The following is a 25497-nucleotide window of genomic DNA, read 5'->3' on the forward strand; positions in this document are numbered from 1 at the left end:
GGTCTAATTCTCCCCCGAGGGTTTGGTCGCGTTGATGGCCGTGGGATTGTTTCCCGACTTGCCGGTCAGGGCCGCCATGACCTCGGACCGCGTGCCGAACATCGAGACTGAGCCATTGTTGAGCACCAAGATCTTGTCCACCACGCTGAGCAAGGCCGGCCGCTGGGTGATGGTCACCACGGTAATCTTCTGCTTGCGGGCGTGCTCAAGCGCCTTGGCCAGTGCCGCCTCGCCCTGCGAGTCCAGGTTGGAGTTCGGTTCGTCCAGAACCACCAGCTTGGGATTGCCGAAGAAGGCACGCGCCAGGGCGATGCGCTGCTTCTGTCCCCCGGACAGGGGCGCACCATCGGCAGCGACAAAGGTCTCGTAGCCTTGCGAGAGACCGGCGATCAACTCATGGACATCGGCCAGGACGGCTGCATCGAAAATGTCCCTATCGGCGACGTCCTCACGCATGCGGGCGATATTGGCCTTGATGGTGCCGGGAAAGAGCTGCACGTCCTGCGGCAGATAGCCGATATTCTCGCCGAACTGGCGCTGGTCCCAGTTGCGCAGATCCATCAGGTCAAGCCGCACCGAACCTGAGGTCGGCAGGATCGACCCCACCAGCATCTTGCCCAGTGTCGTCTTGCCGGATCCCGAATTGCCGATCACGGCCAGGGATTCCCCAGGCATCAGGGAGAACGTAATGCCATTGAGCAAGACCTTCTTGTTGGGCGGTGGAACGAAAAGAATGCGTTCCACATCCAGCCGACCCTTGGGTTCTGGCAGCAGCAGGCGCTCGAAATTGAACGGGCTTGAGTTGAGCAGTCCCTTGATGCGCCCGAACGAAGCACGGAATTGAGAAAAGCCGTTCCAGCCTTCAATCGTGCCTTCAATCGGGGTGAGGGCGCGCGCAGCGATGATCGAACCGGCAATGACCATGCCGCCGGTAATTTCGCCCTGGATGGCCAGATAGGCGCCCCAGCCGAGCATGGCCACCTGGGTGAGCAGACGCACGCCCTTGGAAATGCTCGACATGATGATGTTGCGATCCTGGGCACGCACCTGGGCCTGCAGCGACCCGGCAGTATCCCGGCCCCAGATGCGTACGACCTCGGGGATCATGGCCAGGGCGTTGATGATCTGGGAATTGCGCGACATGGAATCGAGGTGGAGGGCGGCCCGGCTCAGCAGATTATTGGCATCGGTAAAGGGACGTGCGGTCATGCGCTGGTTGATCATGGCGATGATCAGCAGGCAGATCGAAGCCCCCACCACGATCAGGCCAAGCTGGGGATGGATCAGAAACACCGCCAGCACGAAGAGTGGTGCCATGGGTGCATCGAGGAAGGACAGCAGGGTTCCCGAAACGATGAAACTGCGCAATTGCTGCAGATCGCCCAGGACCTGATAGTCGCGCCCGTTGCTGTGCAATGAAGCGCGTGCCGCAGCGCTGAGAATGGGCGAGCCAAGTTGCACGGCAATCTCGACGGCCGTGCGCATGAGAATGAAGCGGCGGACCGCATCAAGAATGGCCTGCAGGACCACGGCACCAACCACGGCTGCGGTCAGCATGACCAGCGTGTCCATCGAGCGGCTGGTCAGCACGCGGTCCGAGATCTGGAACAGGTAGATCGGGATCGCCAGTACCAGAATATTGATGAAGACGGTGAAACCCATGACGATGGCCAGGTTGGTCCGCACCGCCGCCATGCCATTGGCCAGGCTCTGGGTGAAATTGGGCTGGGCGGCGCGTTTATGGAAGCCCGCGCCGCCGCCGCCCCTGCCCCCTCCATTGCCCGAGCCGTTCGAGCCCTTGCCGCCGCCATCGCCAGAGGAGGTCTTGCTGGTCGACTTGAGCGGCCCGCGGTCACCCTCCACGATGGGTGGAATGCGGGTTTTGGGCTTGTCCGGTTCCGGGGTTCGGAAGTCGCGTTGTGGCCATTCCGCGCGGGCCTGGTCTGCCTGCGCGGGTTGGGGGTTATCCTGTTTTGGCGGCGGCGCGGACTCTGGGCTGGGCGCGACTGGTTGCGCCTTGCGCGCGGGCTCCGGATTTGAAGCGGTCTGGCGCGCCTGTGGGGTGGGTTCGCTGGCCGGCTCCGCCTTTGCCTCAGCTTGTGCTGGTGCTTGCGGGGCGGAACTGGCCGTGGGTTCCGATTTTGCTGCCGCCTGTGCCGATACCGGCGACACATTGGCGTTCTCGGCTGGCCGCTCGGGGTTCCCGGAAGCCGCGGGCTGGGCCTCGGTCGGCCGTGGACGCAGGACCGAGCGAGGTGGCGGGGGAGCGCCATTGAACCTTGTGGCGGACGGTGATTCCACCGCGCGCTGCGCGGTATTGTCTTCACCGGTCTGGGACGGCGGTGCATAGCCGCGGGCCAGCTCGTCGAGTTCGGCGGCCGCCAGATGGATGTCGTCCATGATTTGATCCATCCGATCGGACCGGACCTGGTTGGCGTGGCGCAGTTGACGGCCCAACGCCTGTTGGTCGGTGCGGCTCAGGTGCTCAAAAGTCATGTGCTCTATCCGGATACTGAATTACGCGAGGACGGATTGCATGAGGTCGACCGGGGCCGCGTCATGGGTCGTGTCGCCAAGGGCGCTATAGTCTGGGGTGTCGGCGAGCGTTTCGGTGTGATCGAGAAAGGCGACGACCTCGCTCACCAGAGCGTCGTCGTCATCGCCATCCCCCTGGGCCTCAAGAATATTGGCCTGGATCAGGATGGAGTCCGAGTAGTGGTCGCCGCCCACTTCGATGCTGTCACCAAAGGTGTCGTAGTCCTTGATGGCCGCCATGTTGACCAGCGCATTGGAGCCGGTGTCGATGTTCCACTCGGTAGCAGGCTCCCCGTCGAGGAAGGCCTTTTTCTGCAGGGCGACGAAATCGGCGTCTCCCAGAATATTGGTTTGTTCGATATAGCGCAGATCGTAAATGCTGCCGGACACAAAGAGCACGCGGGGAATGGCGATGCCCTCGAAATCCTCGGCCGCATAGAAGCTGGCCGGCATGGACTTGTTGCCATTGGCCAGGCCATCCATGGCGTCCTTGTAGTGATCGGAAACACCGGATTTAACCTCGGTGGCCCCGACATTGTGGATCGAGGCCTGATTCCAGAGCAGGTTATTGGAGGTGTTGAGGCTGCCCGAGGCGGAGTAGTCCCCATCATCGCCGGCACCGAGCATGGTGATGGTGTCATTGTCGTACAGGATATTGTTCTGCACGATGACGTTGGCATCAAACACATTGCCGCCGACCAGGATGAGATCGAAGAGCGAGCCAATATTGGCGAAGTTCACACTGTTCAGGCCAATGTTCTCGCCACTGGTCACCATGGCATCACTGCCGGTTGCCGTGAGCACCCCGACATCCTCGTCGGACATGAAGGTGAGCTGCTTCATCCATTCAAGAAAAATCACATCGCCCGAGACACATGTGACCTGCCAGTTCTGCGGCATGACGCCCGGATTGGCCTCGGCATTGTCACCGGCAGCATCGAATGTTTCCTGCACGAAACTGGCGACATTGACCGCCTTGGTCCCCCCGCCTGCCTGTGCATCCAGGGGGAAGTCATCGTTAACATAATCGGTATCACTAAAGGCGTTGGTCTGGATGATGGCATCGAGCTGGTGGAAGTTTCCACCAACGACGAAATGGGTCCCGACCAGGCCGCCATTGAGCACGACAGCTTCATTGACCAGGAAATTACCGCCGCTGTTGTAGGTGACAGAGCCCTGGGTTGCGTCGTTCTCAATCTGGATATGGGCTTCGTGCTCGCTGGTAACCTTGATGGTGTCGGGCGGGGGTGCGTCCTCGGCCTCTGCCTGCAGATGCGATGGCAGTGCATCGGTCAGTTCAGGCGCTTCGGTTTCGAGCTTTCCGTTGACATAGGTGCCGGTCAGGGACTCGACTTGTTCGAACTGGGTGTCGGGATTGGACTGGTGGGCCTTGGCGGTGGCGTGCACCGCATCCATGACCAGAGGCACATCGCCATGGCTTGTCATGCCAGGCCCCGAACCGATTGGACCAAGTATGGCATTGCTGGCTGCCTGGAGCCCGAGCAGTCCGGCGTCGGAACCGGACTGATAGACCAAGGGTTCGTCCAGCGTCCCCATGACGAAGACATCGTCATCGGACAGGCTGATGGTCTGGGAAAAGACCGCGATGACCGAGCCAGGCTCGGTGCCGATCAGCGGGATCACGATATCGCCCGGGCCCGTGGGCCATTGTGAGAGCGGCGAGTCCAGTTCGGACGCGGTGAAATCGGGGGTATTGGCAAGCCCGATATTGGTCGGGCCAAACATGACCTCGCCGCGGATCAGGAACTCGGGAGGGGCGTAGAACACGCCAGGGGCATAATTGCCCAGGGCATAGGTCTGCAGCACATCAACGGAAACCTGTTGCATTTCCGGAGCTTCGAGCCCGGCTTCGGCCTCATGCTCGGCCAGGGCCATTTCGAGCCGGACCTTCATGTCTTCGACGGCAATCTGGAAGTAGCCGAGAAAGTGGGCAACAATTTCTGAAAGGGGATCGCTTGGAAAAAACACGGGACACCTCCTACTCGCCAATCCGATTCCCAGCGGACTGGCGGAAGTAAGATGATCTGCGCGGTGGGGGCGCTACCGCGCAGATCTTTGCAAGCGTTGGGGGCGCTCGCTTATGCGTCGTCGCTGCTGGCGTCGTTGTTCATGTGGTTGTTGCCACCAACCACCGTCGCATCAACTGCGTTCTGCTGCAGGTTGGCACCGAGCACGACTTCCATGTTGAAGGCCGAGCCGGACACCGCTGCACTGGCATCAGCGACGTTGCTGGCGGTCGAGTTGTTGCCGGCATCACCGTTGAAGTCGTTGCCATTGGCGTCGGCATCGTCCGCAGTTGCATAGGCGTTGTAAGTGCCGTTTGCGTTGTTCTGGACGTTGCTCAACGTGTCGTTGTCGACAATGTCTGCCACCTGGCTGATGGCAAAGCCGGTGTCGCCACCACCGCCCGAGAAGGCACCGTTGAAGACGTTCTCGAAGTTGACGTCGTCACCCGGATCGAATTCGAGCGAACCGCTGTTGATGAACAGATTGTCCATCGTGGCGGTGCCGATATCGAGGTCGGCGAAGTCGTCATCGGAGTTGAACGAACCCGTGGCGTCGTCATCGGAGCTGTTGAACGAATCCTCGATCTCGACATCCACGTCCAGGTCGACATCTGCATCGACAGAGTTGTCGGTGGAGTTGTCGTTCATTGACCCGTTGACCGAGTTGTTCGAGTTGTCGTTCATCGACCCGTTGACAGACTTGTCGTTGGCAACGTCCTCGATGTGGGCGTCAAGGTCGACATCGGTCGAGTTGTCATTGTAGGAGTCCGTATTGCCCGAATCCTCAACTTCTACTTCGATATCATCGATCGTGGTTGAATTGTCGGTCGAGTTGTCGTTGTTGGAGTCCGTGTTCGACTTGTCGTTGAACGAGTCATTCATGGCAAATGCCGTCGACTGATCCCGGTTGTCGGAATTGTCGTTGTTCGAGTTCGTGTTCGAACTGTCGTTCAGCGAATCTTCGATCTCCACATCCACATCGAGATCATTGTCGGTGGAGTTGTCGTTGTAAGAATCGGTATTGCCCGAATCTTCAACCTCTACCTCAATGTCATCGACAGTCGTGGAATTGTCAGTCGAATTGTCGTTGAACGAGTCGGCATTCCCCGAATCTTCGATATCCACTTCAATATCGTCGACAGTTGTCGAATTGTCGGTCGAATTGTCGTTCAAGGAATCTTCGGGTTCGAAGTCGTCAAAGTTGACGGAATTGTCGGTGGCTCCACCGTTGTTGTTGAAGTCGTCAGCCATAGTCACTCTCCTCAATGAAAAAGATGGCTGAGCAACCAAGACCTCCTGTCATCTCAAATGGAGGCATATTTGGCGGCTCATGACCTGCAAGGCATACGCGAGATACTCGGGCTACTGGTGCTGCACGCAAAAACTGATCAACACCGTCAAGTCCAGAACTCAATTACCAAGCACGACACGGCATCTGCCGCATCGCGGCTCCAAGTATTGCTCGGTGAGACATGAAGTATAGCGACCACTTCAGGCTAGGCTGAAGGACCCAATACTAATCTTATCGATTTAGAACATGTGTCCGGTGCGCTAGCGAGCTAGATCGTTTTCAATCCCCTGTACGGGGGAGAAAACGCGCCGCGTACTCCATCGAAAGGTTGATTTGTGCCGGTCGGAAGAGGCTAGAGATCAACCTTTTGAATTAATCTTGCCGGGGAACGAATCACGCCAGAGTCACGCCCCTGGTGTTAACGTTTTGTCAACCTTGGGAGCGATGGTGCCAGGCACAACTGGGGACGCAGGTTCACAGTAATCGCAAGGTGAGGGAGTGGTAAAGTGCGTGAAAACCTCTATGACGGTCTGCGCAGTCCGCGTCAGACCGAAGATCGGTCAATAAAGTCCGGCACACTTCGGCTCGTGTTTGTTGCCCCACAACAAGCCATATACCAATGCCTTAGCAGTGCTTTACAGGATCATTTTCGCGATACGGATGTTTTTCTGGTCGACCGGATCGATGATCAAGGCGAGCCAGATCATAATGTCGGGCTGGTGCTGCTCGGCGCCGGCGCGCGCTTGATCGGTGTGGATATCGTCGAGCAATGCCGTCGGCGCTTCCCCAATGCAGCCATTGCGATCGCCATCGACAATGGGCTGCCGGTCGTCGATCCGATATTGACGGAACGGCGACTCATCCAGGGCATCCTGCCCACAACCCTGCCGCTCGATGTGTGGTTTGCGCTGATGCGGCTGGTCATGGCGGGCGGTGAATATCTGCCGCAGGGCGAGGGTGCGAGATCCAATCATACCGCGCCGGTGCATCGGAGCGCCCCGGGCGCGTTGCCGCTTGCTTCGGCCAGCCCGGCCCCGTCCAACCGGCAAAGACAGGCAGTCGAGATTCCGGTACAGCAGAACGAGCGGGCCAGCGGTGAGGCGGAAAACGGGCTGGACACGTTGACGGCGCGGGAGCGGGAGATCCTCACCCTGGTTTCGGAGGGGTACCAGAACAAGCTGATTGCCGATCGGATGGCCTTGTCGGAGCATACTGTCAAAGCCCATGTGCACAATCTGATCGCCAAGCTTCGGGTGACCAACCGGACCCAGGCGGCCGCCTATCTGCACGAACACAGGCTCGACAAGAACACCCTCAACACTGGACATGGTGACCACCGCCGGGCCACCGCCCTGGGGTGAACGCCATGCCCAGCCTGGATAAGGTGCTCCAGCAGGTCGGTCAGTTGAACTATGTGTGGACCAACACGGAAAGCCTGTTCATCTATCTGATCGCCCATCTGGCCGGAACGTCCAAGGACGCTGCGGTCATCATATTCCTGACGCTGAACACCACCCGGGCGCGGCTGGACCTGCTCGACAGGCTGGCCAAATTGCCGGCAACGCCGCCAGAGACCAGGGCGGCGGTGCTGGATCTGACCGAGCGCCTCAAGAAGGAGGCCAAAGTCAGGAACAAATATAACCATTGCATCTACTCATTCGACTCCAATGGTGAATTGAGCGGCACGCAATTAATGCGCATTGTCGAGTTTGACGATGCGTTGAAATACGGGAAGGCCGAAGCACTGGACGATACCGAGTTTGAGCGGGTTCAGGCCGCCATTCAGGCTATCACTTCGGTCAACCGGGATTTGTGGGCGTTCTTTGCGGCTAGCGGCATCAAGCCATGAATTGATCAAGGGCTTACTTGAACTGAACAAATAAAATTGAGCGGCGGACGGCCGAAGCGTAAGTTGTACAATGTACGGCGTTGTTAGGGTAAGATCAGCAGTTCTCGTACAGAACCTTGCTGCGTAAGAGAGGGATGGAGGGCGCAGATGGGTACTCAAGCGCCGCACCACACGACAATCAGACTGCTTGGTCCGTGTTGCCTGCTGGTGGGCAATAATCTGGTCCAGGGTGTCCCTGCGAGTTTTTTCCGGATTGCCGCCTATCTGATCCTCTCCACCCCGGAACAGGTGCAGGCGCGCAGCCGGCTGGCCGCCCTGTTCTGGCCCAATGCCGATGACGGCAAGGCGGCCGCCAATCTGCGCCAGGCCGTGGCCCGCATCAGGCATGTTCAGGAGGACCAGGGGTTTACCCTGATCGAAGCCAATGTCTCGACCCTGCATCTGGCGCCCAGCGCCGATGTCTATTGCGACCTGATCGAGATGTCCCGCCATATCGCAGGTGAGGTTGTGCTCAATCCGCTTGAGCTTTCGCGCATTTACGGTGGCGAGTTGCTGGCCAACCAGGACGGGAGTGGCGAGGAATTTGAGGACTGGCTGTCTTCAAAACGCAATGAACTGCTGCTCCATGCTGTCGATGGGATAGCCGAGGGAATGCGCCCGGGCACGCGCTTCACACCGGCCGAACGCAGCATTTGCGCTCGCCGGTTGCTCGAACTCGATCCCTATCGGGAAGATGCGGTTTGCGTGTTGATGGAAGAGGCGGCCGAGCGCCGGCATTATGCCCGTGTCAACGAGCTCTACACCTCCATGCGCAGCGTGTTGTCCAATGAGCTGGGCGTTGAACCGAGCCCGGAGACGCGGGCCCTTTACACCAGTTTGATGGAAACGGTGCGCTGAGCGCGCCCTATTGCCTTATGCAAAGGCGGTCAGGATGGCGCTGTGCATGGGCTTGGCCTGCCATTCGCGATCATAGGGCAGGCCGCGATTGGCGGCGCTGCGCTGGGTGCGCAACCAGGAATGGCTATCGCTCAACCCCCAGGTACTGACTCCCAGAACATTGTTGAACTGCAAGACGATATCGAGATAGCGCCGGGTTTCATCGGCCACCAGCGCATCGCGCCGTTCGATGGAGAGGCCCGTATTGGCCTCGGCGACATCGAGCTCGGTGATCGCCACCTTGAGCCCCATGCCGCGAATATCGCGCATCATGCCATAAATGCCATCGGCATAGACATTGCCCTTGCGCAGATCCAGATGGGCCTGCAGGCCGACCGTGTCGACCGGCGCGCCGCGTGAGCGCAGGCGCTCGAGCAGGCGGAGCAGCGAGAGGCGGCGCTGGCCTTCATAGCCACTATTATATTCAAGCCCGTATTCATTGATGACCATGCGCGCGCGTGGCGCACGTGCCTTGGCCGATTCCAGGGCGCGCTCGATATAAGCCTCGCCAAAAGCTTTGTAGAACTGGTTCTGCCGCAATCCGTTGCCACCATGATTGGGCTCGATCGGTTCATTGACCACGTCCCATTCGCGCACCTGGTTGCCATAGCGGCCAATGATCTTGGAAAAATGATCATCGATCAGCGCCCAGTCGCGGTTGGACGCAAGGGCCGAAGCGGCCCAGCGGGGCAGGCTCTTGTGCCAGAGCAAGGTATGCCCGCGCATGGCCAGGCCATTGCGGGAGGCAAAGCTGGCAAGCTGGTCCATCTCGCCATAATTGTAATTCCGGCTGGGCGCGATGGAATCCCATTTCATGGCCCATTCCGGCGTGATGATGGAGCAATCGCGCACCACACTGGACCGGAACCGGCTGTCGCTCAGGGTCGCGCTCTGAATGGCAGCGCCGAAATAAAGACCGCGCGAGGAAGCGGCCGAACGCAGTGCGCGCACCGGCGGCGTCGCCGGGCGGGGCTGGCGGGCCTGCGGCTGGTCTGGCGTCGCGGTCACCGATCCGGTCTGGGTCGTGTCGACACGGGCGCAGCCAATAAGCTGCCCCACAGACAGCGCAGCGGCTGCCCCAATAATCAGATCCCGACGCTTCACTGCTGCCTCCCCGAATCGACAACCGACCAACCCTGCCAAAGGAAAAATGAAGCAAGGACCCGAGCGCGGCAATTAGACAGAACTATCTAGATCGTTGTATTAATGGCACCATTTCAAATCAAAAGTTAGACTATCTGTTAACAGAGTCATTCGGTGCGGGAGAAGTTCTGCATACAGCTTTGTGGTACGGCAACTTTGTTAGTGGTGAGTCAAGATGTGCAAGATATCACAAGTAGTAAATGCGAAAGTTTTGGGCATCTCTACCGCCCTGACATTGATAGCGGCATTGCCCGCCATGGCCGATTCGCTGGTCATTATTTCCATCGCCGGAGAGGCCTATGATGGCCCGCCAAGCTTTGATCTTTTGATTGATGACAAGGTGGTGGGCAGCGGCACGCTGCGCATGGCGATCGAAACCGAGGCTGACGGGCGCCTGTTTACGAAACCGCGCCCCAGCTCGTTCCTCGAGCAATTTTCCTTCACGGTCCCGGATGACCTGCTGACACCGGATGCGGAAATCAGCCTGGTGCTGACCAATGACAAGTTCACCCGCATGGATGGCGCCGGTGAGGACGGGGTGCTGGACCGCAACCTGTTTATCGACTTCGTACGGGTCAATGATATCGAGGTGACCTCGGCCGACATGGTGCTGATCCATGATGGCGATGTCGTGGAATATAATTACCAGGCCGGGCTGCTGCCGATCTATGAGGCAGGCTTCCGCGCGGTGGCGCGGCCACCCCAGGGTGGCTGGCTGAACGGTGGCGTAGCCAAGGTCGGCATGCTCGATATTCCCATGCCCCTGCCGCGACCAAAGGATCTGACGCTCAGCGTCGGCCTGGTGCAACAATGAGCCCGCTGCATAAAGCGACCAGGCTGGCGCGGCAGACCCGCACCGGCCGGGGGGCAAGCATGCCCAAATCCATCTGCGTGACAGGTGGGGCGGGGTTCCTTGGCTCGCATCTGTGTGCCCGCCTGATCGGCGAAGGGCACCGGGTGACCTGCATCGACAATTTTCACACGGGCCGTCCGGCCAATGTGGCGGCCCTGGCGCGCAGCAACCGCTTCGAGCTGGTCGAACATGACGTCATGGACACCCTGCCCGAGCACCTGCCGGCCTTTGATGAAATCTACAACCTGGCCTGCCCCGCTTCGCCGGTGCACTATCAGAGCGATCCGGTCCGCACGGCACTGATCTGCGCTGAAGGGGCGGCCAATGTGCTCTACCGCGCCCAGCGGGACGGCGCCCGGGTCATGCATGCCTCGACTTCGGAGGTGTATGGCGATCCCGAGGTCCATCCGCAGCGCGAGGACTATTGCGGCAATGTCAACACGGTGGGGCCGCGCTCCTGCTATGATGAGGGCAAGCGCTTCGCCGAGACGCTGTTCACCGATTTCGCCCGCCAGAGCGGCGTGGTGGTCAAGATCGTGCGCATCTTCAATACCTATGGCCCGCGCATGCAGCCCGACGATGGCCGGGTGGTCTCCAACTTCATTCTTCAGGCCCTGCGCGGCGAGGACATCACGATCTATGGCGAGGGCCGCCAGACCCGCTCGTTCTGTTACGTCGATGACCTGATCGAGGGTTTTGTGCGCCTCATGGCGTCGGGGCCCGAGGTCGATGGCCCGGTCAATATCGGCAATCCAGCCGAGATTACGGTCGGCGAACTGGCACGCATCATCATCGAGATGACGGGCTCGCCATCGAAGCTCGTCCACCGCCCACTGCCGGTTGATGATCCGCGCCGCCGGCGTCCCGACATCACCCGCGCCAGCACCCTGCTTGGCTGGGGGCCGCGCGTGCCCCTGGCCGAAGGGCTGGAGAAAACCATCCGCTACTTTGCCAGCCTCAAACAACCGCTGACGCCGGCACGGGGTTATGGGCCGGTCTACGCACCGGCCACCCAGAGCGAGCCCATCGTGCAAGTCTAGTTTTAGTAACAGAGTGAGTAAGAACCATGCGCCTCATAATTATCGGTTCGGGATATGTCGGTTTGGTTTCGGGCGCATGCCTGGCGGAACTGGGGCACCACGTGATGTGCGTGGACAATGATGCGAGCAAGGTTGGGCAGCTTCAGGCCGGCCAGATTCCCATCTACGAGCCACAGCTCTCCGAGATGATCACCCGAAACGTGGCGCAGGGGCGCCTGGGGTTTACGAGCCGGCTGCCGGCGCTGGGCAAGGAAGTTCACGCCGTCATGATCGCGGTGGGCACGCCCCCCCAGGCCAATGGCAGTGCCGATCTCAGTGCCATCTTTGCGGTCGCCCAGGAGGTTGCTGCCAAGGCGGTCCATCCGCAAATGGTAATCATCAAGTCCACCGTGCCGGTCGGCACCGGCGACAGTGTGCAGGCGCTGATGCACAAGGCACGACCTGAGATGCATTTCTCGGTCATCTCCAATCCCGAATTCCTGCGCGAAGGCTCCGCCATTGATGACTTCATGGCGCCGGACCGGATCGTGGTGGGGGCCGGAGACGAGACGGCACGCAATACGCTGCGGGCGCTTTATGCGCCGCTGGAACAAACCGGCACACAGGTGGTCTGCATGGGCCGTCGGGAGGCCGAGCTGGTCAAATGCGCCGCCAATGCGTTCCTGGCCACCAAGATCGCCTTCATCAACGAAATGGCCGATCTTTGCGAAGCGGTCGGCGCCGATGTCGACCAGGTCGCCCATGGCATCGGGCTGGACGAACGGATTGGCGCAGCCTTTCTGCAGGCCGGTCCGGGCTATGGCGGATCATGCTTCCCCAAGGATACGACCGCGCTGCAGGCAATTGCCCAGGAACATGGCATCAATCTGCGGCTGGTCGAAACCGTCATTGCCTCCAACGAGGCCCGTAAGCGGGCCATGGGCCGCCGCGTCTCGAGGGCGCTGCATGGCGACCTGTCCGGTCGGGTCGTGGCGGTGCTGGGCCTGACCTTCAAGCCCAATACCGACGACATGCGCGATTCACCGTCCCTGGCCCTGATCGATGCCCTGCAGCGAGCCGGCGCGAAGGTGCAAGTGTTTGATCCGCAAGGCATGAATCGGGCCCGGGTGCATCTGCCCGATGTGCTTTTTGCCGACAATGCCTATCTTTGCGCCGAAGGGGCAGATTGCACCGTGCTGGCGACCCATTGGCCCGAATTTGCCACGCTCGACGCCGAGCGACTGGGGCGGCTGGTGCGCAATAAAGTCTTGGTGGACCTGCGCAATTTCCTTGATCCACAAGCCTTCCTCAATGCCGGTTTTGCGGTCCACGCCATTGGGCGGCCGCCGCAGCAGCCCCGGCGGCACAATGTGGTGGCGGTACACCAGCACAGTGCCCGCACCCCGTCCAGGAGGGCCTACATGAACGGGGCGGCGCAGCGTCCGAGCCCTGCCCTGCAAGATGGCATGAGCGGCTAGAAGCCGCGACGCGAGAGGGCAGGCTATGGAAACCAGCGAGACAGTGAGCCTGTTGCTTGTCGGCGCCTTTTGCGCCGTACAGATTGCCTATGCCCTCTCGCAATGGCTTGATCTGTATTTCTTCACCCGGCCGGTCAACTGGGTGGATCCGAATGCGGCCCGTACCAAGCCTCCGGAAGAGTACCCCTATATCGTGCTGTTCTATCCGGTGCTGCGCGAACTTGAATCAACCATGCGCACCACATTCCTGAGCCTGGCGCAGCTCGAATATCCCAAGGACAAGTTCAGCGTCGTGGCCATTCCCAATGCCGACGACGCCTTCACCGTGCGTTCGCTACGTCGGCTGCAGAAGGAATTCCCCTTCCTCCAGATCATCGAAGTGCCGCCCACCTCGCATAAATCCTGGCTGGTGGTATGGAAGGCCTGGGACCGCTGCAAGAAGGCCTACTGGTGGCATGAGGGCAAGTTCGCGCAGAACCGCGACCTGCCGCCGAAAAAGACCCGGCAATTGATCTATGCCTTCTACCAGATCGCCGAGCGGGTGATGGCCAGCCAGGATTTCCTGGTCAACTATATCGACGCGGATAGCTGCCCGCCCAGCGACCACTTCCTGGCCGCGGCTGCCGGCATGGGGCAATATGACGTGCTCCAGGCGCAGAACATCGCGGGCAATCTCAACGCGAGCTGGGCGGCGAGCTGGCATGCCTTTGACCATATGGCCTGGGACGGTTCGAAATATCCGCATCTCTCGGCCGATGGCAAACACCCCTATTGGGTGCTGGGCAAAGGACTGTTCTTCCGCGCCTCGGACCTGATCACGCTAGGCGGTTTCCATCCCTGGCTGACGATCGAGGATCCGGAAGTGGGCATGCGCTTCTGGGTCAATGGCAAGCGGCTGGGGATCATTGAAAACCCCTTGATCGAGGAAGTGCCGCTGACCTTTGCGCATGGCATTACCCAGCGCAAGCGCTGGGTGGCGGGGTTCTTCCAGAGCCTGACCTATCCGCTCAAGGCCATGGGCATGCCCTGGCCGGCCCGCTTCAAGGCCTGGCTCAATTTCCTGCCATGCCTGTCGCTTTCGCTCAACTCTGTCGGTCTTCCGCTGGGGATCTGGGCCAGTTGGTCGGCCTGGACCGGGCAGAACATCCTGCCCGATTGGGCCATCGTGCTGTCCCTGGCCAATCTGGTGGTCTTCACCGCGTCGATGAGCGCGCTCTATGTGCGTACCTGGCGCCGCGCGGCGCTGGTGCTGCCCGCGCGCAAGGACCGGCTGCGCTATCTGTGGCGGGTCAATCCGGTCTTTATCCTGGTGTGGTGGCTGGTCTGGCTCATTCCGCTCTGGATCGGCTTCCGCATGTTCCTGCGCAATGAGGGCCTGGTGTGGGAACGCACCGAAAAGACCGATGCAAACCATGATCTGGTGCGCACTGCGCGCACCAGGAAATCGAGCACAGTGGCGCGGCCCGCCGCTACCGCCAAAACCAAGCTGCCCGCGGCCATGGAGGCGGGAGCGGAAAAATCCTCATAAGACGCGTATTGAGTAAGGAGTACCACAATGGCGAAAGGACATGTTCTGGTCACCGGGGGCGCGGGCTTTATCGGCTCGCATCTGGTGGACCTGTTGCTGGCCCGGGGGTTTGACGTCACCGTCCTCGACTGCCTGCTCGAGCAGGTGCATGGCGACGCCGAGCGCGATGCCGAAGGCTGGCCGGTCTATCTCAATCCCGCCGCCCGCCGCATCAAGGGCAATATTCTCGATGATGGCGTGTTCGAGAGCGCCCTGTCCGGCATTACCCATCTGGCCCACCTCGCCGCCTCGGTCGGGGTCGGGCAGAGCATGACCAATATTGTCGATTACACCCGCAACAACACCATGGCTGCGGCGATCATGCTCGAAGTGCTGTCGCGCACCGAGCATACGGTGGAGCGCATGACGGTTGCCTCATCCATGTCGATCTATGGTGAAGGGCAATATGTCGAGGCCGAGAGTGGCCGCCCGGTCATGCCCGAGATGCGCGGCCACGAGCAGTTGCAGGCCCATCACTGGGAGCTGAACCAGGATGGCGCGACCCTGCTGCCCGTGCCCACCGATGAAAACAAACTGCTCCAGCCCGCCTCGATCTATGCGGTCAACAAGCGCGACCATGAGGAGATGTTCCTTTCGGTCGGACGGGCCCTCAAGATTCCCACCGTGGCGCTCAGGCTGTTCAATGCCTATGGCTCGCGCCAGGCGCTGAGCAATCCCTATACCGGGGTTGCCGCCATCTTCATTTCACGCCTGCTCAACGACCAGCCGCCGATCATCTTCGAGGATGGCGAGCAGAAGCGCGATTTCGTGCATGTGCTCGATGTCGCCAATGCCTTTGCCACCGTGCTCGAAAGCGATCTGGCGGTATGGGAAACGTGCAATGTCGGCAGCGGGCAGGCCCGGACGGTCAACGAGATCGCGACCACGCTGGCGCGGCTGTTGCGCAAGAATATCGCACCGACCATTCTCAACCAGTACCGGGTCGGGGATATCCGCCATTGCTTTGCCGATACCAGCAAGCTTGAAAAGCTGTTCGGCATCCGGCCGACGCAGGAGTTCGAGGCGGGCATGGCGCAGTTGATCGAATGGGTGCAGACGGTGAACCGCCCGCAGGACCGCTCGCAGCAATCGCTGGCAGAATTGACCCGGAGCAGGCTGGTCGTCTGACCGGTTCAGCCCAGCCTCGGCCCCTCGGCCAATAGCGTCCGCCAGCGTGCGCCGCCCTGGCTTGCCTGCAATTGGGCGGCGGCCAGGGCGCTATCGATGGTGGGCCGGGAAACCGCTACACCGGGCAATTGCGCGGTCAGCGCTTCAAAGATGGAGGGGTGCAGTGACAACACACCCCCGATAACGGCGACGGGTAGCGTTCCGGCCCGGGCCTGCATGGCCTGGGCAAGCAAGGCCAGCTCGGTCCCAGCCTGACGCAGGATTTCGAGCGCCGTCCCATCGCCCATCCCGGCCGCCTTGGCGACACCGACGGCCAGGGCGCCGATGCGGCCCCGGTCGCCGGCATAGACATACTGGCGCACATCGTGCCAACCCGAACCGCCCACCAGGGCGAAGATCTGGTCGGCGAGGACCTGCTGGCCAGCAAAGGAGCCGGTGTGGTCGAGCGTGCGATAGAGCCGGTCGAGCGCCTGGAGGGCAATCCAGCTTCCCGAGCCGGCATCATCGATGAGAATGCCCCTGCCCCCGACCCGGACAACATCGCCGGTCGCGCCGACATGAATGCCGATAGATCCGGTGCCGGCGGAGACCAGGTGTCCGGCCCCGGGCTGGAAATGGGCGGCAAAGGCCAGGATGATGTCATCCATCAGGAGGATCGCAGTGCGCGGCAAGCCGAGCGCCTGTTGGGCGAGACCGGCAATCTCCTCGGCGGCGGCGGCGCCAAAGCCGGTCAGGCCGCCGGAGAGGGTTTTGGCCACGAGACCGTTCTGAGCCATCTCGTCGGCCAGTTGGGTGAACACTGCGCCAAGCCGGTTGCGCTCGGCCGGGTTGAACACATGGGCTGTAGCGCCGCCGACTTGGCCCCGCGCCAGTACGGCGCCCGCCGGATCGCAGGCCACCCAGCGGCTGGCCGTGCCGCCCACATCAAGCCCGAGATGCACCTGGCTCACCGGGGCACGCCCTGTTTGACAAACGTGGTGGTGATTTCGCGCGGATTGGTGATCATGGTGCCCACAACAACGGCATGCGCGCCAGCGGCAAAGGCCTGGGCGACAAGCTCGGGCCGATTGTAGCGCCCTTCGGCTACCACCGGAACATCAAGCCGTGAGGCCAGGGCCTCGAGCAGGGCCAGGTCCGGCTCTTCCGGCTTGGGCTGGGTCTTTTCGGTATAGCCCGAAAGGGTCGTGGCGACATAATCGGCGCCCCAATCGGCCGCCTTCAGGCCTTCGTCCAGCGTGGAAATATCGGCAAAGACTTCGGCGCCGATCTCTTCCTGAATGCGTCGGATGAGGACGCTGGGATGTTCGCCATGGCGCGGGCGCTCGGTGCAATCGAGCGCAACAATCCCGGCGCCTGATGCATAGATCGCGGCAGCGGCCTCGAAATTGGGGGTGATATAGACCGGGTGGTTTTCGGAAAACACCTTGTGGATGCCGATGACCGGCAGGCCCGCTGCCTGCACTGCGGCGACATCGGCTGGGCCATTGGCGCGGATGCCCACGGCACCGCCGTCGCGGGCGGCCAGGGCCATGGCGCCCATGAACCGGGGACCATGAAGTGGGTTATCGGCCCGCGCCTGGCAGGAGACGACAAGACCCCTGGGCAGCTTCATTTGACGGCCCCGGAGGTCATGCCGGCGATGAACTGCCGCGAGAGCACGATGTAGATCAGGATGATCGGCGCGGCAGACAGGGTCAGGCCGGAGAACAGCACGCCCCAATCGGTGGTATATTCACCCATGAAGGTGGTCAGGCCCTGCGGCAGGGTCTTGAGATCATCGTTCTGGATGAAGACCAGGGGGAAGAAGAAGTCGTTCCAGATCGGCACGACGTTCTGGATGCCGGCGATGACCATGGCGGGCCGCACCAGAGGCAGCATGATAGACCACATGATGCGCGCTTCGGAGGCGCCATCCATGCGTGCGGCGTCTTCGAGCTCATTGGGCAGGGTGCGGATGAAACCGGTCATGATGAAGACCGTCGTGGGCAGGCCCATGGCGGTATAGACGAAGATCAGCGAGAGCTGATTGTTGAGGATGGAGAGGTCGCGCATCAGCATGAAGAGCGGGATGATGGCGAGCTTTAGTGGCAGGGTCAGCCCGGCCAGGAAGAACATCAGGATGAAGTTCGAGCCGGTGAAGGCATAGCGGCCAATGGCATAGGCCGCCATGGTGCCCAGGGTCAGGATCAGCGCCATGGAGGCGCCGGTGACGACGAAGGAATTGAGCAGGTAGCGCAGGAAATTGGTCTGGGTCCAGATTTTCACGAAGTTGCTGACTTGCGTGAAATCGGGAATGCCGAAAGGCGACTGGAAGATCTGCGGCGTGGTCTTGAAGGCCGAGAACACCATGATGACGATGGGCGCCAGCATAATGATGGTGTTGGCGATCAGGATGATCTGCAACAGCCCGTCGCGACCCAGCGTGCCCAGAATGCCCCTGCGGTCCTGATAGGCCATGGCGGTCGTGGTCGCGGTGCTCATATCTGGATCTCCCGGGCGCGCAGGCGCACGGTGATGACCGTGGCGATGGCGGCGATGAAGAGGAAAATCAGCACGGCCAGGGCCGAACCGAGGCCGAAATCCTGCTGGCCGGCAGACACATTGCCAAAGGCCGTGCGGTAGAAATAGAGCCCCAGCACATCGGTCGAGCCAAAGGGCGACCCGTCCAGCCCACCCATGATGTAGGGCAGCTCAAACCAGTTGAAGGCACCCACGAAGAGCAGGGTGAACACGATGGTGGCGCTGGGCGCGACGAGCGGCCAGACGATCTGGGTGATCTTGACCCATTCGCTTTCAGTTTCCATGCGCACGGCGTCGAGGATTTCGCCGGGGATGCGCTGCATGCCGGCAAGGAAAACCAGGGTGGGAAAGCCCACCATATGCCAGGCCTGGGCGGCAATGATGCTCCACAGCGCAGTGCCGCTCTGCCCCAGCCAGGGTTGCGCCAGCCCATCGAGCCCGAGACCGCGCAGGCTGATGTTCACCACGCCGAACAGCGGGTGATAGAACAGCTTGAACAGATAGGCGACGATGATGGTGGAGAGCACCACGGGCAGGAACACCGCAATGCGGTGGAAGCGGGCACCGGGCAATTCGCGCCAGAGCGCATAGGCCAGGATGAAGCCCAGCCCGTTCTGCAGCACCATCAGCGCGAAAAAGACAATGATGTTGTTCTTGAAGGCGTTGAGCGTCCAGCTCCGATAGGGCTCGACGAACAGCACGGTGTGGAAGTTTTCCAGCCCCACGAAATCGAGGCGCTTGAGGCCCTGCCAATCGAAGAAGGCATAGGCGAAGGCCGAAATGATCGGATAGACGATGAACAGCGCCACAAAGGCCAGTGGCGGCACGATGAGGAAGGTGATCCAGAGGCCACGGCCTGTCATCCGAAGTTTGGGCATTGGGGCTCGCTTTGAATTTCTGTGAGGGTTCACCCCCACCCAGCCTCCCCCCTGAAGAAGGGGGAGGAGCCGCATCGAGTATTAGTTGATCTCCTCACACCCACCGGCCGGTCCCTCCCCCTGTCAGGGGGAGGTTAGGTAGGGGTGGGGGTGGCAGGGACATGCCACCCCCAAGGCGAAGGGAGACCGCCTTAGTTCTGGAAGGGCTCGTACCAGGCAGCCAGGCCGGTCGTGAGCACTTCGCCAATGGCTTCAGGCGTGGTTTCGCCGGCGAACAGCTTCTGCATCTCGCCCTGGATCAGCACCGAGCCGGAGGGCTCGCCATAGCGGAAATGGGCCAGCATCAGATAGGGGATCGAGGACTGGTTCAACTCAGCCACTTCGCCCAGCAGCGGGTTGTCGAAGGTGACGCCCGGCACGGTCGAGATGTTGTTGAGCGTATTGGCGAAAGCCTGGCCGAATTCCTGGCTGGCCAGGTAGTTGACGAAGGTGATCGCGGCATCCTTGTTCGGGGTGGCGGCGTTTACCGCGTAGCCACCGTCGAAATAGACGGCCACCAGCTTTTCGTCCTCGGCAGTCTCGCCGGGCGCGGCGAACATGCCCAGCTCGATATCCGGGTTCTGGTTCTGGAAATTGGCCAGCTCATAGGAGCCGCCGATGAACATGCCGGCTAGGCCCGAGGAAAAGAGCTGCTGGGCGGACGGGTAGTCGAGACCGATAAAGCCATCGGGGAAGTAATCGGCGGCGACATCGGCCACGGCAGCCAGGGCAGAGGTGAAGCGCTCGTCGGTGAAGTCGGTTTCACCGGCGATCAGGTCTTCGTAGAAGTCCTTGCCCATCAGCGAGGAGCCGAGGCCGAAGGTGACGGTCTCGTTCTGCCAGGCGGTTGCCGTGCCGTTGGCGAAGGGGATGACGCCGGCGTCCTTGAGCGACTGGCCCAGGGCTTCCAGGTCCGCCCAGCTCTGCGGCTCTTCGAGGCCGTTAGCGTCGAAAATGGCCTTGTTGTAGATGACGAACTGGGTCTGGCTGGCAAAGGGCACGGCATAGACCTGGCCGTCCGAGCGCATGCTTTCAGCCGCCAGCGAGGCGGCGGAGAAATCGGCCAGGGCCGGCACGGTTTCGGTGCTCAGGGGCTCGAGATAGCCGGCCGAAGCGACGTTTTCGAGGCCGCCATAAGCGCGCACCATGGCCAGGTCCGGCCCGGTGCCACCGGCCAGGGCGGTGGACAGGATGGTGTTGTAATTGGTGGCTTCGAAGGTCTCGAAGGTCACGGTGATGCCCGGATTGGCCGCCTCGAACGTCTCGATGAACTGTTCATAGGCCGCGCGGTCTTCCTGGCGCCAGCTCCACAGGGTCAGGTCCTGGGCGAATGCGGGGGCAGCGACGAGCACGGCTCCCAGGGCCGCGCCGATGCGTATCAGATTGGTCTTCATGGAGTTCCCTCTCCTTGCGAGTTCTCTTTGGTGGTCGTGTCCCGGCGCCCGGTTCAGGGCGTCAGCCGCCGGCCATCCTCGGCGGAAAAGAAATGCGCGGCACCCGGCTCGACCGTCACGGTCACCGTTTCGTCCGGCGCAAATAGATCATTGGGGGTGGTGCGGGCCGAGAGCAGCGTGCCGTCGGCCAGCCGGGCATAGACATAAGCGTTGTCGCCCAGATATTCGGTATAGACGACCTGGGCGGCGAGGCCCTCGGCCGCGCCCCGGGTGAGGTGCACCGCATCGGGCCGCAGGCCCAGCTTGAGCGCCTTTGCATCCGGCACGGCGCCGACAGACACGGCCCCGCCATTGGCGACACCAAGGCGGTCCCCGTCGCGGGTCACATCGACCAGCGTCATGCGCGGCGAGCCGATGAAGCTGGCAACGAAGGTATTGGCCGGCGTCTCATAGAGTTCACGCGGCGAGCCGACCTGCTCGATGCGGCCATTGTTCATCACCACGATCTTGTCGGCCAGGGTCATGGCCTCGACCTGATCGTGAGTCACATAGATCATGGTGCCGCCGATCTCACGATGCAGGCGGGCGATTTCGAGGCGCACTTCCGAGCGCAGGGCGGCATCGAGATTGGACAGCGGCTCATCGAGCAGGAATACATCGGGCTTGCGCACCAGGGCCCGGCCGATAGCGACGCGCTGGCGCTGGCCACCGGAGAGTTCGCGCGGCCGGCGCTTGAGCAGTTCTCCGAGCCTCAGCATACGCGCGGCGTCGGCAATGCGCTGTTCGACCTCGGCCTTGTCGAGCCCCATCAGGCGCGCCCCGAAGGCCATGTTTTCATAGACGTCCATATGCGGGTAAAGCGCATAGGACTGGAACACCATGGCGATGCCGCGGCGCGAAGGCGCGACATCGTTCATGCGGCTGCCATTGAGCACGAATTCGCCATCGGTGATCGGGTCGAGCCCGGCGATCAGGCGCAGCAAGGTCGACTTGCCGCAGCCCGAGGGGCCGACAAAGACGACGAATTCGCGGTCGCCGATTTCCAGATCAATGCCATGCAAGACTTCGGTCTCGCGAAAGCGCTTCTTGATGCCGCGAAGCGATAGCTGAGCCAATTGCTCTCTCCGTCCATCCCGCCGGTGGCAGGTCCCCTGGGCAGGCCACCCTCATGCCTGCATGTTTGGAATAGTAAATTCCTACAATTCATCATGTCAAGAATATTAAATTACATCCCGGACGCATCGACATGACCGGCGGCCGGCTGCGCCGAGGCGCCGATTGTGCAGTGGCTAGCGAGCCTTGAGCACCGTCACGGCGGTTTCGGAATTGTGGATAAAGTCATGCGCGTCCGCCTGCATGCGGATCATCAGGATGAACAGCATGTCCATCAGCATCAATTGCGCATCGCGCGAGGTGATCGCCGAGGAACGCACCCGCTCTTCATCGGCCACGGTAAAGAGATGAATATCGGCCAGCTCGAGCAGGGGGTTGGGCTGCAATCCGGTCATCGAAATCACCGTGGCGCCACGCTGCCGGGCAATCTCGGCAATACGCAGGGTTTCCACGCTGCGGCCGGAATGGGACAGGGCAAAGAGCACATCGGCCGCGTTGAGCGCCGAGGCATTGGAGATCTGGATATGGCTGTCGCTGTCGATCAGCGCCATGCGCCCCAGCTTGAGCAGCTTGTAGGAAAAGTCCTTGGCCACCAGCGACGAGGCCCCAACGCCGGCGAGCTGGATTTTCCGGGCATTGACCAGGGATTGCAGCGCCAGATCAATGGTCTGCTCATTGTTGGCGGCCAGGGTTTCGCGCATCGAGAGCAGCTTGGAGCCGATCAGCTTTTGCAGGATGGTGACATAGCTGTCGCTCGCATCGATCGAGCCATGGATGACCCCGCCAGGGGCATGCCATTCGAGTGCCTTGGCCTTGTTCACGGCCAGCTTGAGCTGCTGGTAGCCGGCATAGCCCAGCTTCTGGCTGAACTTGACGACGCTGGACTGGCTGCGCCCGGTTGCTTCTGCCAGGGCTGCCGATGACAGGGTCAGCATCTGCTCGGGATGGTCGATGATGAACTGGGCGATCTGGCGATCGGCCTGGGTCATGGTGTCCAGCTTGGCGCTGAGGACCTTGAGTATCGACATTTGCGTTCCCGTGCCGCCGGCCCACCCGCCTCGTGTTTCGAGGACTAAAGCCGACCTCCCTCAAATTGCAACCTGCTTATGTCCCGGTGCTCCGCTTGTCTCGCCAGAGACATATCCCCAGGGCATCATCAATTTGGAATACAATATTCCATGTCGCGTTGACACCCGGAATATTCACTTCTAGCATCACTGCGGAATTTGAGCATAGGCACAATGGCAAAAACGACCCTGATGGCTGAGCTGGAACAGCTCGTTTCCGAAGCCCGCAACCCGGACACGCTGCAAATCGACCTGATGTCGTCGGGCGAGATCGTTGCGGCGATGAATGCCGAGGATGCAAAGGTCGCCGAGGCCGTGCGCCAGGTATTGCCGCAGGTTGCGGCCGCGGTGGACTGCATTGTCGAGGCCTTCAAGGCTGGCGGGCGCCTGATCTATATGGGCGCCGGCACCAGTGGACGGCTCGGCGTGCTCGACGCCTCGGAATGCCCGCCGACCTTCGGCGTGCCCGAAGACATGGTAGTGGGGCTGATTGCCGGGGGCGACCGCGCCCTGCGTCATCCGATCGAGGGCGCCGAAGACTCCCGCGAAGAAGGCCGCAACGACCTCCAGCGGGTCAATGTTTCAGCCCGGGACGTGGTGGTCGGCATCGCGGTCAGCGGCCGGACGCCCTATGTCATCGGGGGGCTCGACTATGCCAAGAGCGTTGGCGCCGTGACCGCAGCATTGTCCTGCAATCCGGATTCCGCCATCGCCAATATGGCCGATATTGCCATTTCGCCGCTGGTCGGCCCCGAAGCGCTGACCGGTTCGACCCGCCTCAAATCGGGTACGGCGCAGAAGCTGGTGCTCAACATGCTGACCACCGCCAGCATGATCCGCATCGGCAAGTCCTATGAAAATCTGATGGTCGATCTTTCGGTCAGTAATGAAAAGCTGGCCGCCCGCGCCACCCGCATTCTGATCGAGGTAGCCGATTGTACGGCCGAAGAGGCCGAGGCGTTCCTTGCCGCCAGCAAGAACAATGTGAAGCTGGCGATCCTGATGGCACTGACCGGCATGAGTGCGGCGGAGGGCGCGCGCGCCCTTGAAGAGGCCGGTGGTTTCCTGCGCCGCGCCGCTGCCCAGCACCAGCCGCGTGCAGCGGGCTGAGCAGGGCGGCGCAATGGATCTGCTCGTCAATCTTTATAGCCGCAAGCTGGCTGACCTGGCCAGGCGCACCGAAAATGTGGAGGCGACCATTCGCGTTGCCCTGCCGCCCGAACAGCACATCATCAAGGATTGGGTGCGCACCCATTTCTCCGAATATTGGGTGAGCGAAGTCAGCGCGGCCATGGCGCATCAGCCGCCCGGCTGCCTGATTGCCACCGTGGATGGCCAGCTTGTCGGCTTTGCCTGTTATGACGCCACGGCGCGCGGCTTTTTTGGCCCCACGGGCGTGTCCGAGGACCAGCGCGGCAAGGGTATCGGGCTGGCGCTGTTTCACCAGGCCCTGATGGCGATGAAAGCGCAAGGCTATGCCTATGCCATCGTCGGCTCGGCAGGACCGGTTGATTTCTACGTCAATGCCGCAGGCGCCCTGCCGATCCCGTCAGACCAGGAAGACATCTATCAGGGCCTGTTGCGCATCACGCCAAAGGCCGGGGACCAATCGTAATGCCCGCTACCCCTCTCGCGCTCTTTGTCGGCATGCCGGGTCTGGAGCTCTCGCCTTCGGAAGTTGCGTTCTTCCGTGAAACCAATCCCTTTGGCCTGTTCCTGTTCAAGCGTAATCTGGACAATCCCGAGCAAATCAAACGGCTGGTCGCCCAGTTCCGGGACGCGGTGGGCCGCGAAGACGCGCCGGTCTATATCGACCAGGAAGGTGGCCGCGTGCAGCGGCTCGACAATGGCAACTGGCCGCTGTTCCGCTCTCTTGGAGATTTCGGCGCGCTGGCCCGCAAGGACCTTGAAACCGGCAAGCATGCGCTACGCCTGTCGAGCCTGGCCATGGGGACCATGCTGAGCGAATTGGGGCTGGGCAGCGGCACCACGCCGGTGGTCGATCTGGCGCGGCAGGACACCCATAATGTCATCGGCAACCGATCATTCGGTGACGACCCCGACCTGGTCATCACGCTGGGCCAGGTGGTGGTGGATGCCATGCTCGAAGTCGGCTCGATGCCGATCTTCAAGCACATTCCCGGCTATGGCCGGGTGAGCGTTGATCCGCATTTCGACTGCCCGGTGGTCGGGGCCAGCGTGGAGGACATGGCGGGCAGCGATTTCCGGCCCTTCGTCGCGCTCAAGGACGCGCCTTGGGCGATGGTGGCACATCTCGTCTTCACGCAGATCGACAAGGACCGACCCGCCTCGGTGTCGCCCGTGGTCTGCGAGATGATCCGCAGAGACCTCGGCTTTGATGGCGTGATCATCACCGACTGCCTCACCATGGAGGCGCTTTCCGGAACCTGGCCGGAGCGGGTGCGCGCTGCGCTCGATGCCGGTTACGACATTGCCCTGCACAGCCAGGGCGATCTGGCCGCCAGCGAGGCGGCGGCCAAAGCGGCCCGGCCGCTCAGTACACAAAGCCTCGCCCGCATTGAACGCGCCCAGAAACGGCTCGGATCGCATCGCCACGACGTGCAGGCCCTGCATGCCGAGGTCGAGGGAATTTTCAGGGAGAACGGCTTCGCCTGAGGGCGGGCCCTTGTAGCAAGGAG

22 protein-coding genes are annotated in these 25497 nt (G+C 61.5%); 11 read left to right on the forward strand and 11 right to left on the reverse strand.

What is annotated here, in order from left to right:
* Positions 1-3 precede the first annotated feature (3 nt).
* The 3 genes from DDE76_RS00415 to DDE76_RS00425 all read right to left on the reverse strand — a co-directional run bounded on the left by DDE76_RS00415 (position 4) and on the right by DDE76_RS00425 (position 5813).
* The gene (locus DDE76_RS00415) at positions 4-2496 is read right to left on the reverse strand and encodes a type I secretion system permease/ATPase (protein WP_245891745.1); all 2493 of its coding nucleotides are present in this window, start codon (positions 2494-2496) and stop codon (positions 4-6) included.
* Positions 2497-2517: 21 nt separating this feature from the next.
* Positions 2518-4524 carry a hypothetical protein gene (locus DDE76_RS00420; protein ID WP_104892281.1) on the reverse strand — a complete coding sequence of 669 codons (2007 nt, stop codon included), beginning with the start codon at positions 4522-4524 and terminating at the stop codon, positions 2518-2520.
* A gap of 110 nt (positions 4525-4634) precedes the next feature.
* On the reverse strand, positions 4635-5813 hold the full coding sequence (locus DDE76_RS00425; protein ID WP_104892282.1) for a hypothetical protein: 1179 nt from the start codon (positions 5811-5813) through the stop codon (positions 4635-4637).
* A gap of 546 nt (positions 5814-6359) precedes the next feature.
* Here DDE76_RS00425 and DDE76_RS00430 point away from each other — a divergent pair.
* The 3 genes from DDE76_RS00430 to DDE76_RS00440 all read left to right on the forward strand — a co-directional run bounded on the left by DDE76_RS00430 (position 6360) and on the right by DDE76_RS00440 (position 8599).
* Positions 6360-7214: a helix-turn-helix transcriptional regulator gene (locus DDE76_RS00430; protein WP_157955594.1), complete on the forward strand. Its 855-nt coding sequence runs from the start codon at positions 6360-6362 to the stop codon at positions 7212-7214.
* A gap of 5 nt (positions 7215-7219) precedes the next feature.
* Positions 7220-7702, forward strand: coding sequence for a hypothetical protein (locus tag DDE76_RS00435; protein WP_104894781.1), 483 nt, complete (start codon positions 7220-7222; stop codon positions 7700-7702).
* Positions 7703-7849: 147 nt separating this feature from the next.
* On the forward strand, positions 7850-8599 hold the full coding sequence (locus DDE76_RS00440; protein WP_104892284.1) for an AfsR/SARP family transcriptional regulator: 750 nt from the start codon (positions 7850-7852) through the stop codon (positions 8597-8599).
* A 15-nt stretch (positions 8600-8614) separates the two neighbouring features.
* On the opposite strand, the gene DDE76_RS00445 is transcribed toward DDE76_RS00440, so the two are convergent.
* Positions 8615-9742: an endo-1,4-beta-xylanase gene (locus DDE76_RS00445; RefSeq protein ID WP_157955595.1), complete on the reverse strand. Its 1128-nt coding sequence runs from the start codon at positions 9740-9742 to the stop codon at positions 8615-8617.
* Between the two features lie 295 nt (positions 9743-10037).
* Between DDE76_RS00445 and DDE76_RS00450 the strand changes: the two genes are divergently transcribed.
* From DDE76_RS00450 to DDE76_RS00470, 5 genes are read left to right on the forward strand one after another with little or no spacing between them, the layout of a single operon-like run.
* Complete coding sequence (locus DDE76_RS00450) at positions 10038-10595, forward strand: carbohydrate-binding domain-containing protein (RefSeq protein ID WP_104892286.1); 558 nt, start codon at positions 10038-10040, stop codon at positions 10593-10595.
* Between the two features lie 59 nt (positions 10596-10654).
* A complete protein-coding gene (locus DDE76_RS00455) occupies positions 10655-11674 on the forward strand; it encodes a UDP-glucuronic acid decarboxylase family protein (protein WP_198650785.1) in 1020 nt (339 codons plus the stop codon).
* Positions 11675-11700: 26 nt separating this feature from the next.
* Positions 11701-13131 (forward strand): UDP-glucose dehydrogenase family protein, encoded by a 1431-nt coding sequence (locus tag DDE76_RS00460; protein ID WP_104892288.1) that lies wholly within the window; start codon positions 11701-11703, stop codon positions 13129-13131.
* 25 nt (positions 13132-13156) lie between these two features.
* Positions 13157-14659 (forward strand): glycosyltransferase family 2 protein, encoded by a 1503-nt coding sequence (locus DDE76_RS00465; RefSeq protein WP_104892289.1) that lies wholly within the window; start codon positions 13157-13159, stop codon positions 14657-14659.
* A gap of 27 nt (positions 14660-14686) precedes the next feature.
* Positions 14687-15826, forward strand: coding sequence for an NAD-dependent epimerase/dehydratase family protein (locus tag DDE76_RS00470; RefSeq protein ID WP_104892290.1), 1140 nt, complete (start codon positions 14687-14689; stop codon positions 15824-15826).
* 5 nt (positions 15827-15831) lie between these two features.
* On the opposite strand, the gene DDE76_RS00475 is transcribed toward DDE76_RS00470, so the two are convergent.
* From DDE76_RS00475 to DDE76_RS00505, 7 genes are all read right to left on the reverse strand, one after another.
* Positions 15832-16776 (reverse strand): N-acetylglucosamine kinase, encoded by a 945-nt coding sequence (locus DDE76_RS00475; protein WP_104892291.1) that lies wholly within the window; start codon positions 16774-16776, stop codon positions 15832-15834.
* The gene (locus DDE76_RS00480) at positions 16773-17438 is read right to left on the reverse strand and encodes an N-acetylmannosamine-6-phosphate 2-epimerase (protein WP_104892292.1); all 666 of its coding nucleotides are present in this window, start codon (positions 17436-17438) and stop codon (positions 16773-16775) included. Before DDE76_RS00480 ends, DDE76_RS00475 begins: the two co-directional genes overlap by 4 nt.
* A complete protein-coding gene (locus DDE76_RS00485; RefSeq protein WP_245891746.1) occupies positions 17435-18307 on the reverse strand; it encodes a carbohydrate ABC transporter permease in 873 nt (290 codons plus the stop codon). The genes DDE76_RS00480 and DDE76_RS00485 overlap by 4 nt, the downstream gene beginning before the upstream one ends.
* Complete coding sequence (locus DDE76_RS00490) at positions 18304-19224, reverse strand: carbohydrate ABC transporter permease (protein WP_104892293.1); 921 nt, start codon at positions 19222-19224, stop codon at positions 18304-18306. The genes DDE76_RS00485 and DDE76_RS00490 overlap by 4 nt, the downstream gene beginning before the upstream one ends.
* 191 nt (positions 19225-19415) lie before the next feature.
* On the reverse strand, positions 19416-20657 hold the full coding sequence (locus DDE76_RS00495; protein WP_104892294.1) for an extracellular solute-binding protein: 1242 nt from the start codon (positions 20655-20657) through the stop codon (positions 19416-19418).
* A 53-nt stretch (positions 20658-20710) separates the two neighbouring features.
* A complete protein-coding gene (locus DDE76_RS00500) occupies positions 20711-21772 on the reverse strand; it encodes an ABC transporter ATP-binding protein (RefSeq protein ID WP_104892295.1) in 1062 nt (353 codons plus the stop codon).
* 174 nt (positions 21773-21946) lie between these two features.
* A complete protein-coding gene (locus DDE76_RS00505; protein WP_104892296.1) occupies positions 21947-22798 on the reverse strand; it encodes a MurR/RpiR family transcriptional regulator in 852 nt (283 codons plus the stop codon).
* A gap of 213 nt (positions 22799-23011) precedes the next feature.
* Between DDE76_RS00505 and murQ the strand changes: the two genes are divergently transcribed.
* The 3 genes from murQ to DDE76_RS00520 are packed head-to-tail and all read left to right on the forward strand — an operon-like array spanning position 23012 to position 25474.
* On the forward strand, positions 23012-23947 hold the full coding sequence (gene murQ, locus DDE76_RS00510; protein WP_104892297.1) for an N-acetylmuramic acid 6-phosphate etherase: 936 nt from the start codon (positions 23012-23014) through the stop codon (positions 23945-23947).
* A gap of 13 nt (positions 23948-23960) precedes the next feature.
* Positions 23961-24452, forward strand: a complete 492-nt coding sequence (locus DDE76_RS00515; RefSeq protein ID WP_104894783.1) for a GNAT family N-acetyltransferase — start codon at positions 23961-23963, stop codon at positions 24450-24452.
* A complete protein-coding gene (locus DDE76_RS00520) occupies positions 24452-25474 on the forward strand; it encodes a glycoside hydrolase family 3 N-terminal domain-containing protein (RefSeq protein ID WP_104892298.1) in 1023 nt (340 codons plus the stop codon). Before DDE76_RS00515 ends, DDE76_RS00520 begins: the two co-directional genes overlap by 1 nt.
* The last annotated feature ends 23 nt before the right edge of the window (positions 25475-25497 follow it).

The sequence above is a fragment of the Devosia indica genome, from assembly GCF_003056405.1.
GTDB classification, from domain to species: Bacteria; Pseudomonadota; Alphaproteobacteria; order Rhizobiales; family Devosiaceae; genus Devosia; species Devosia indica.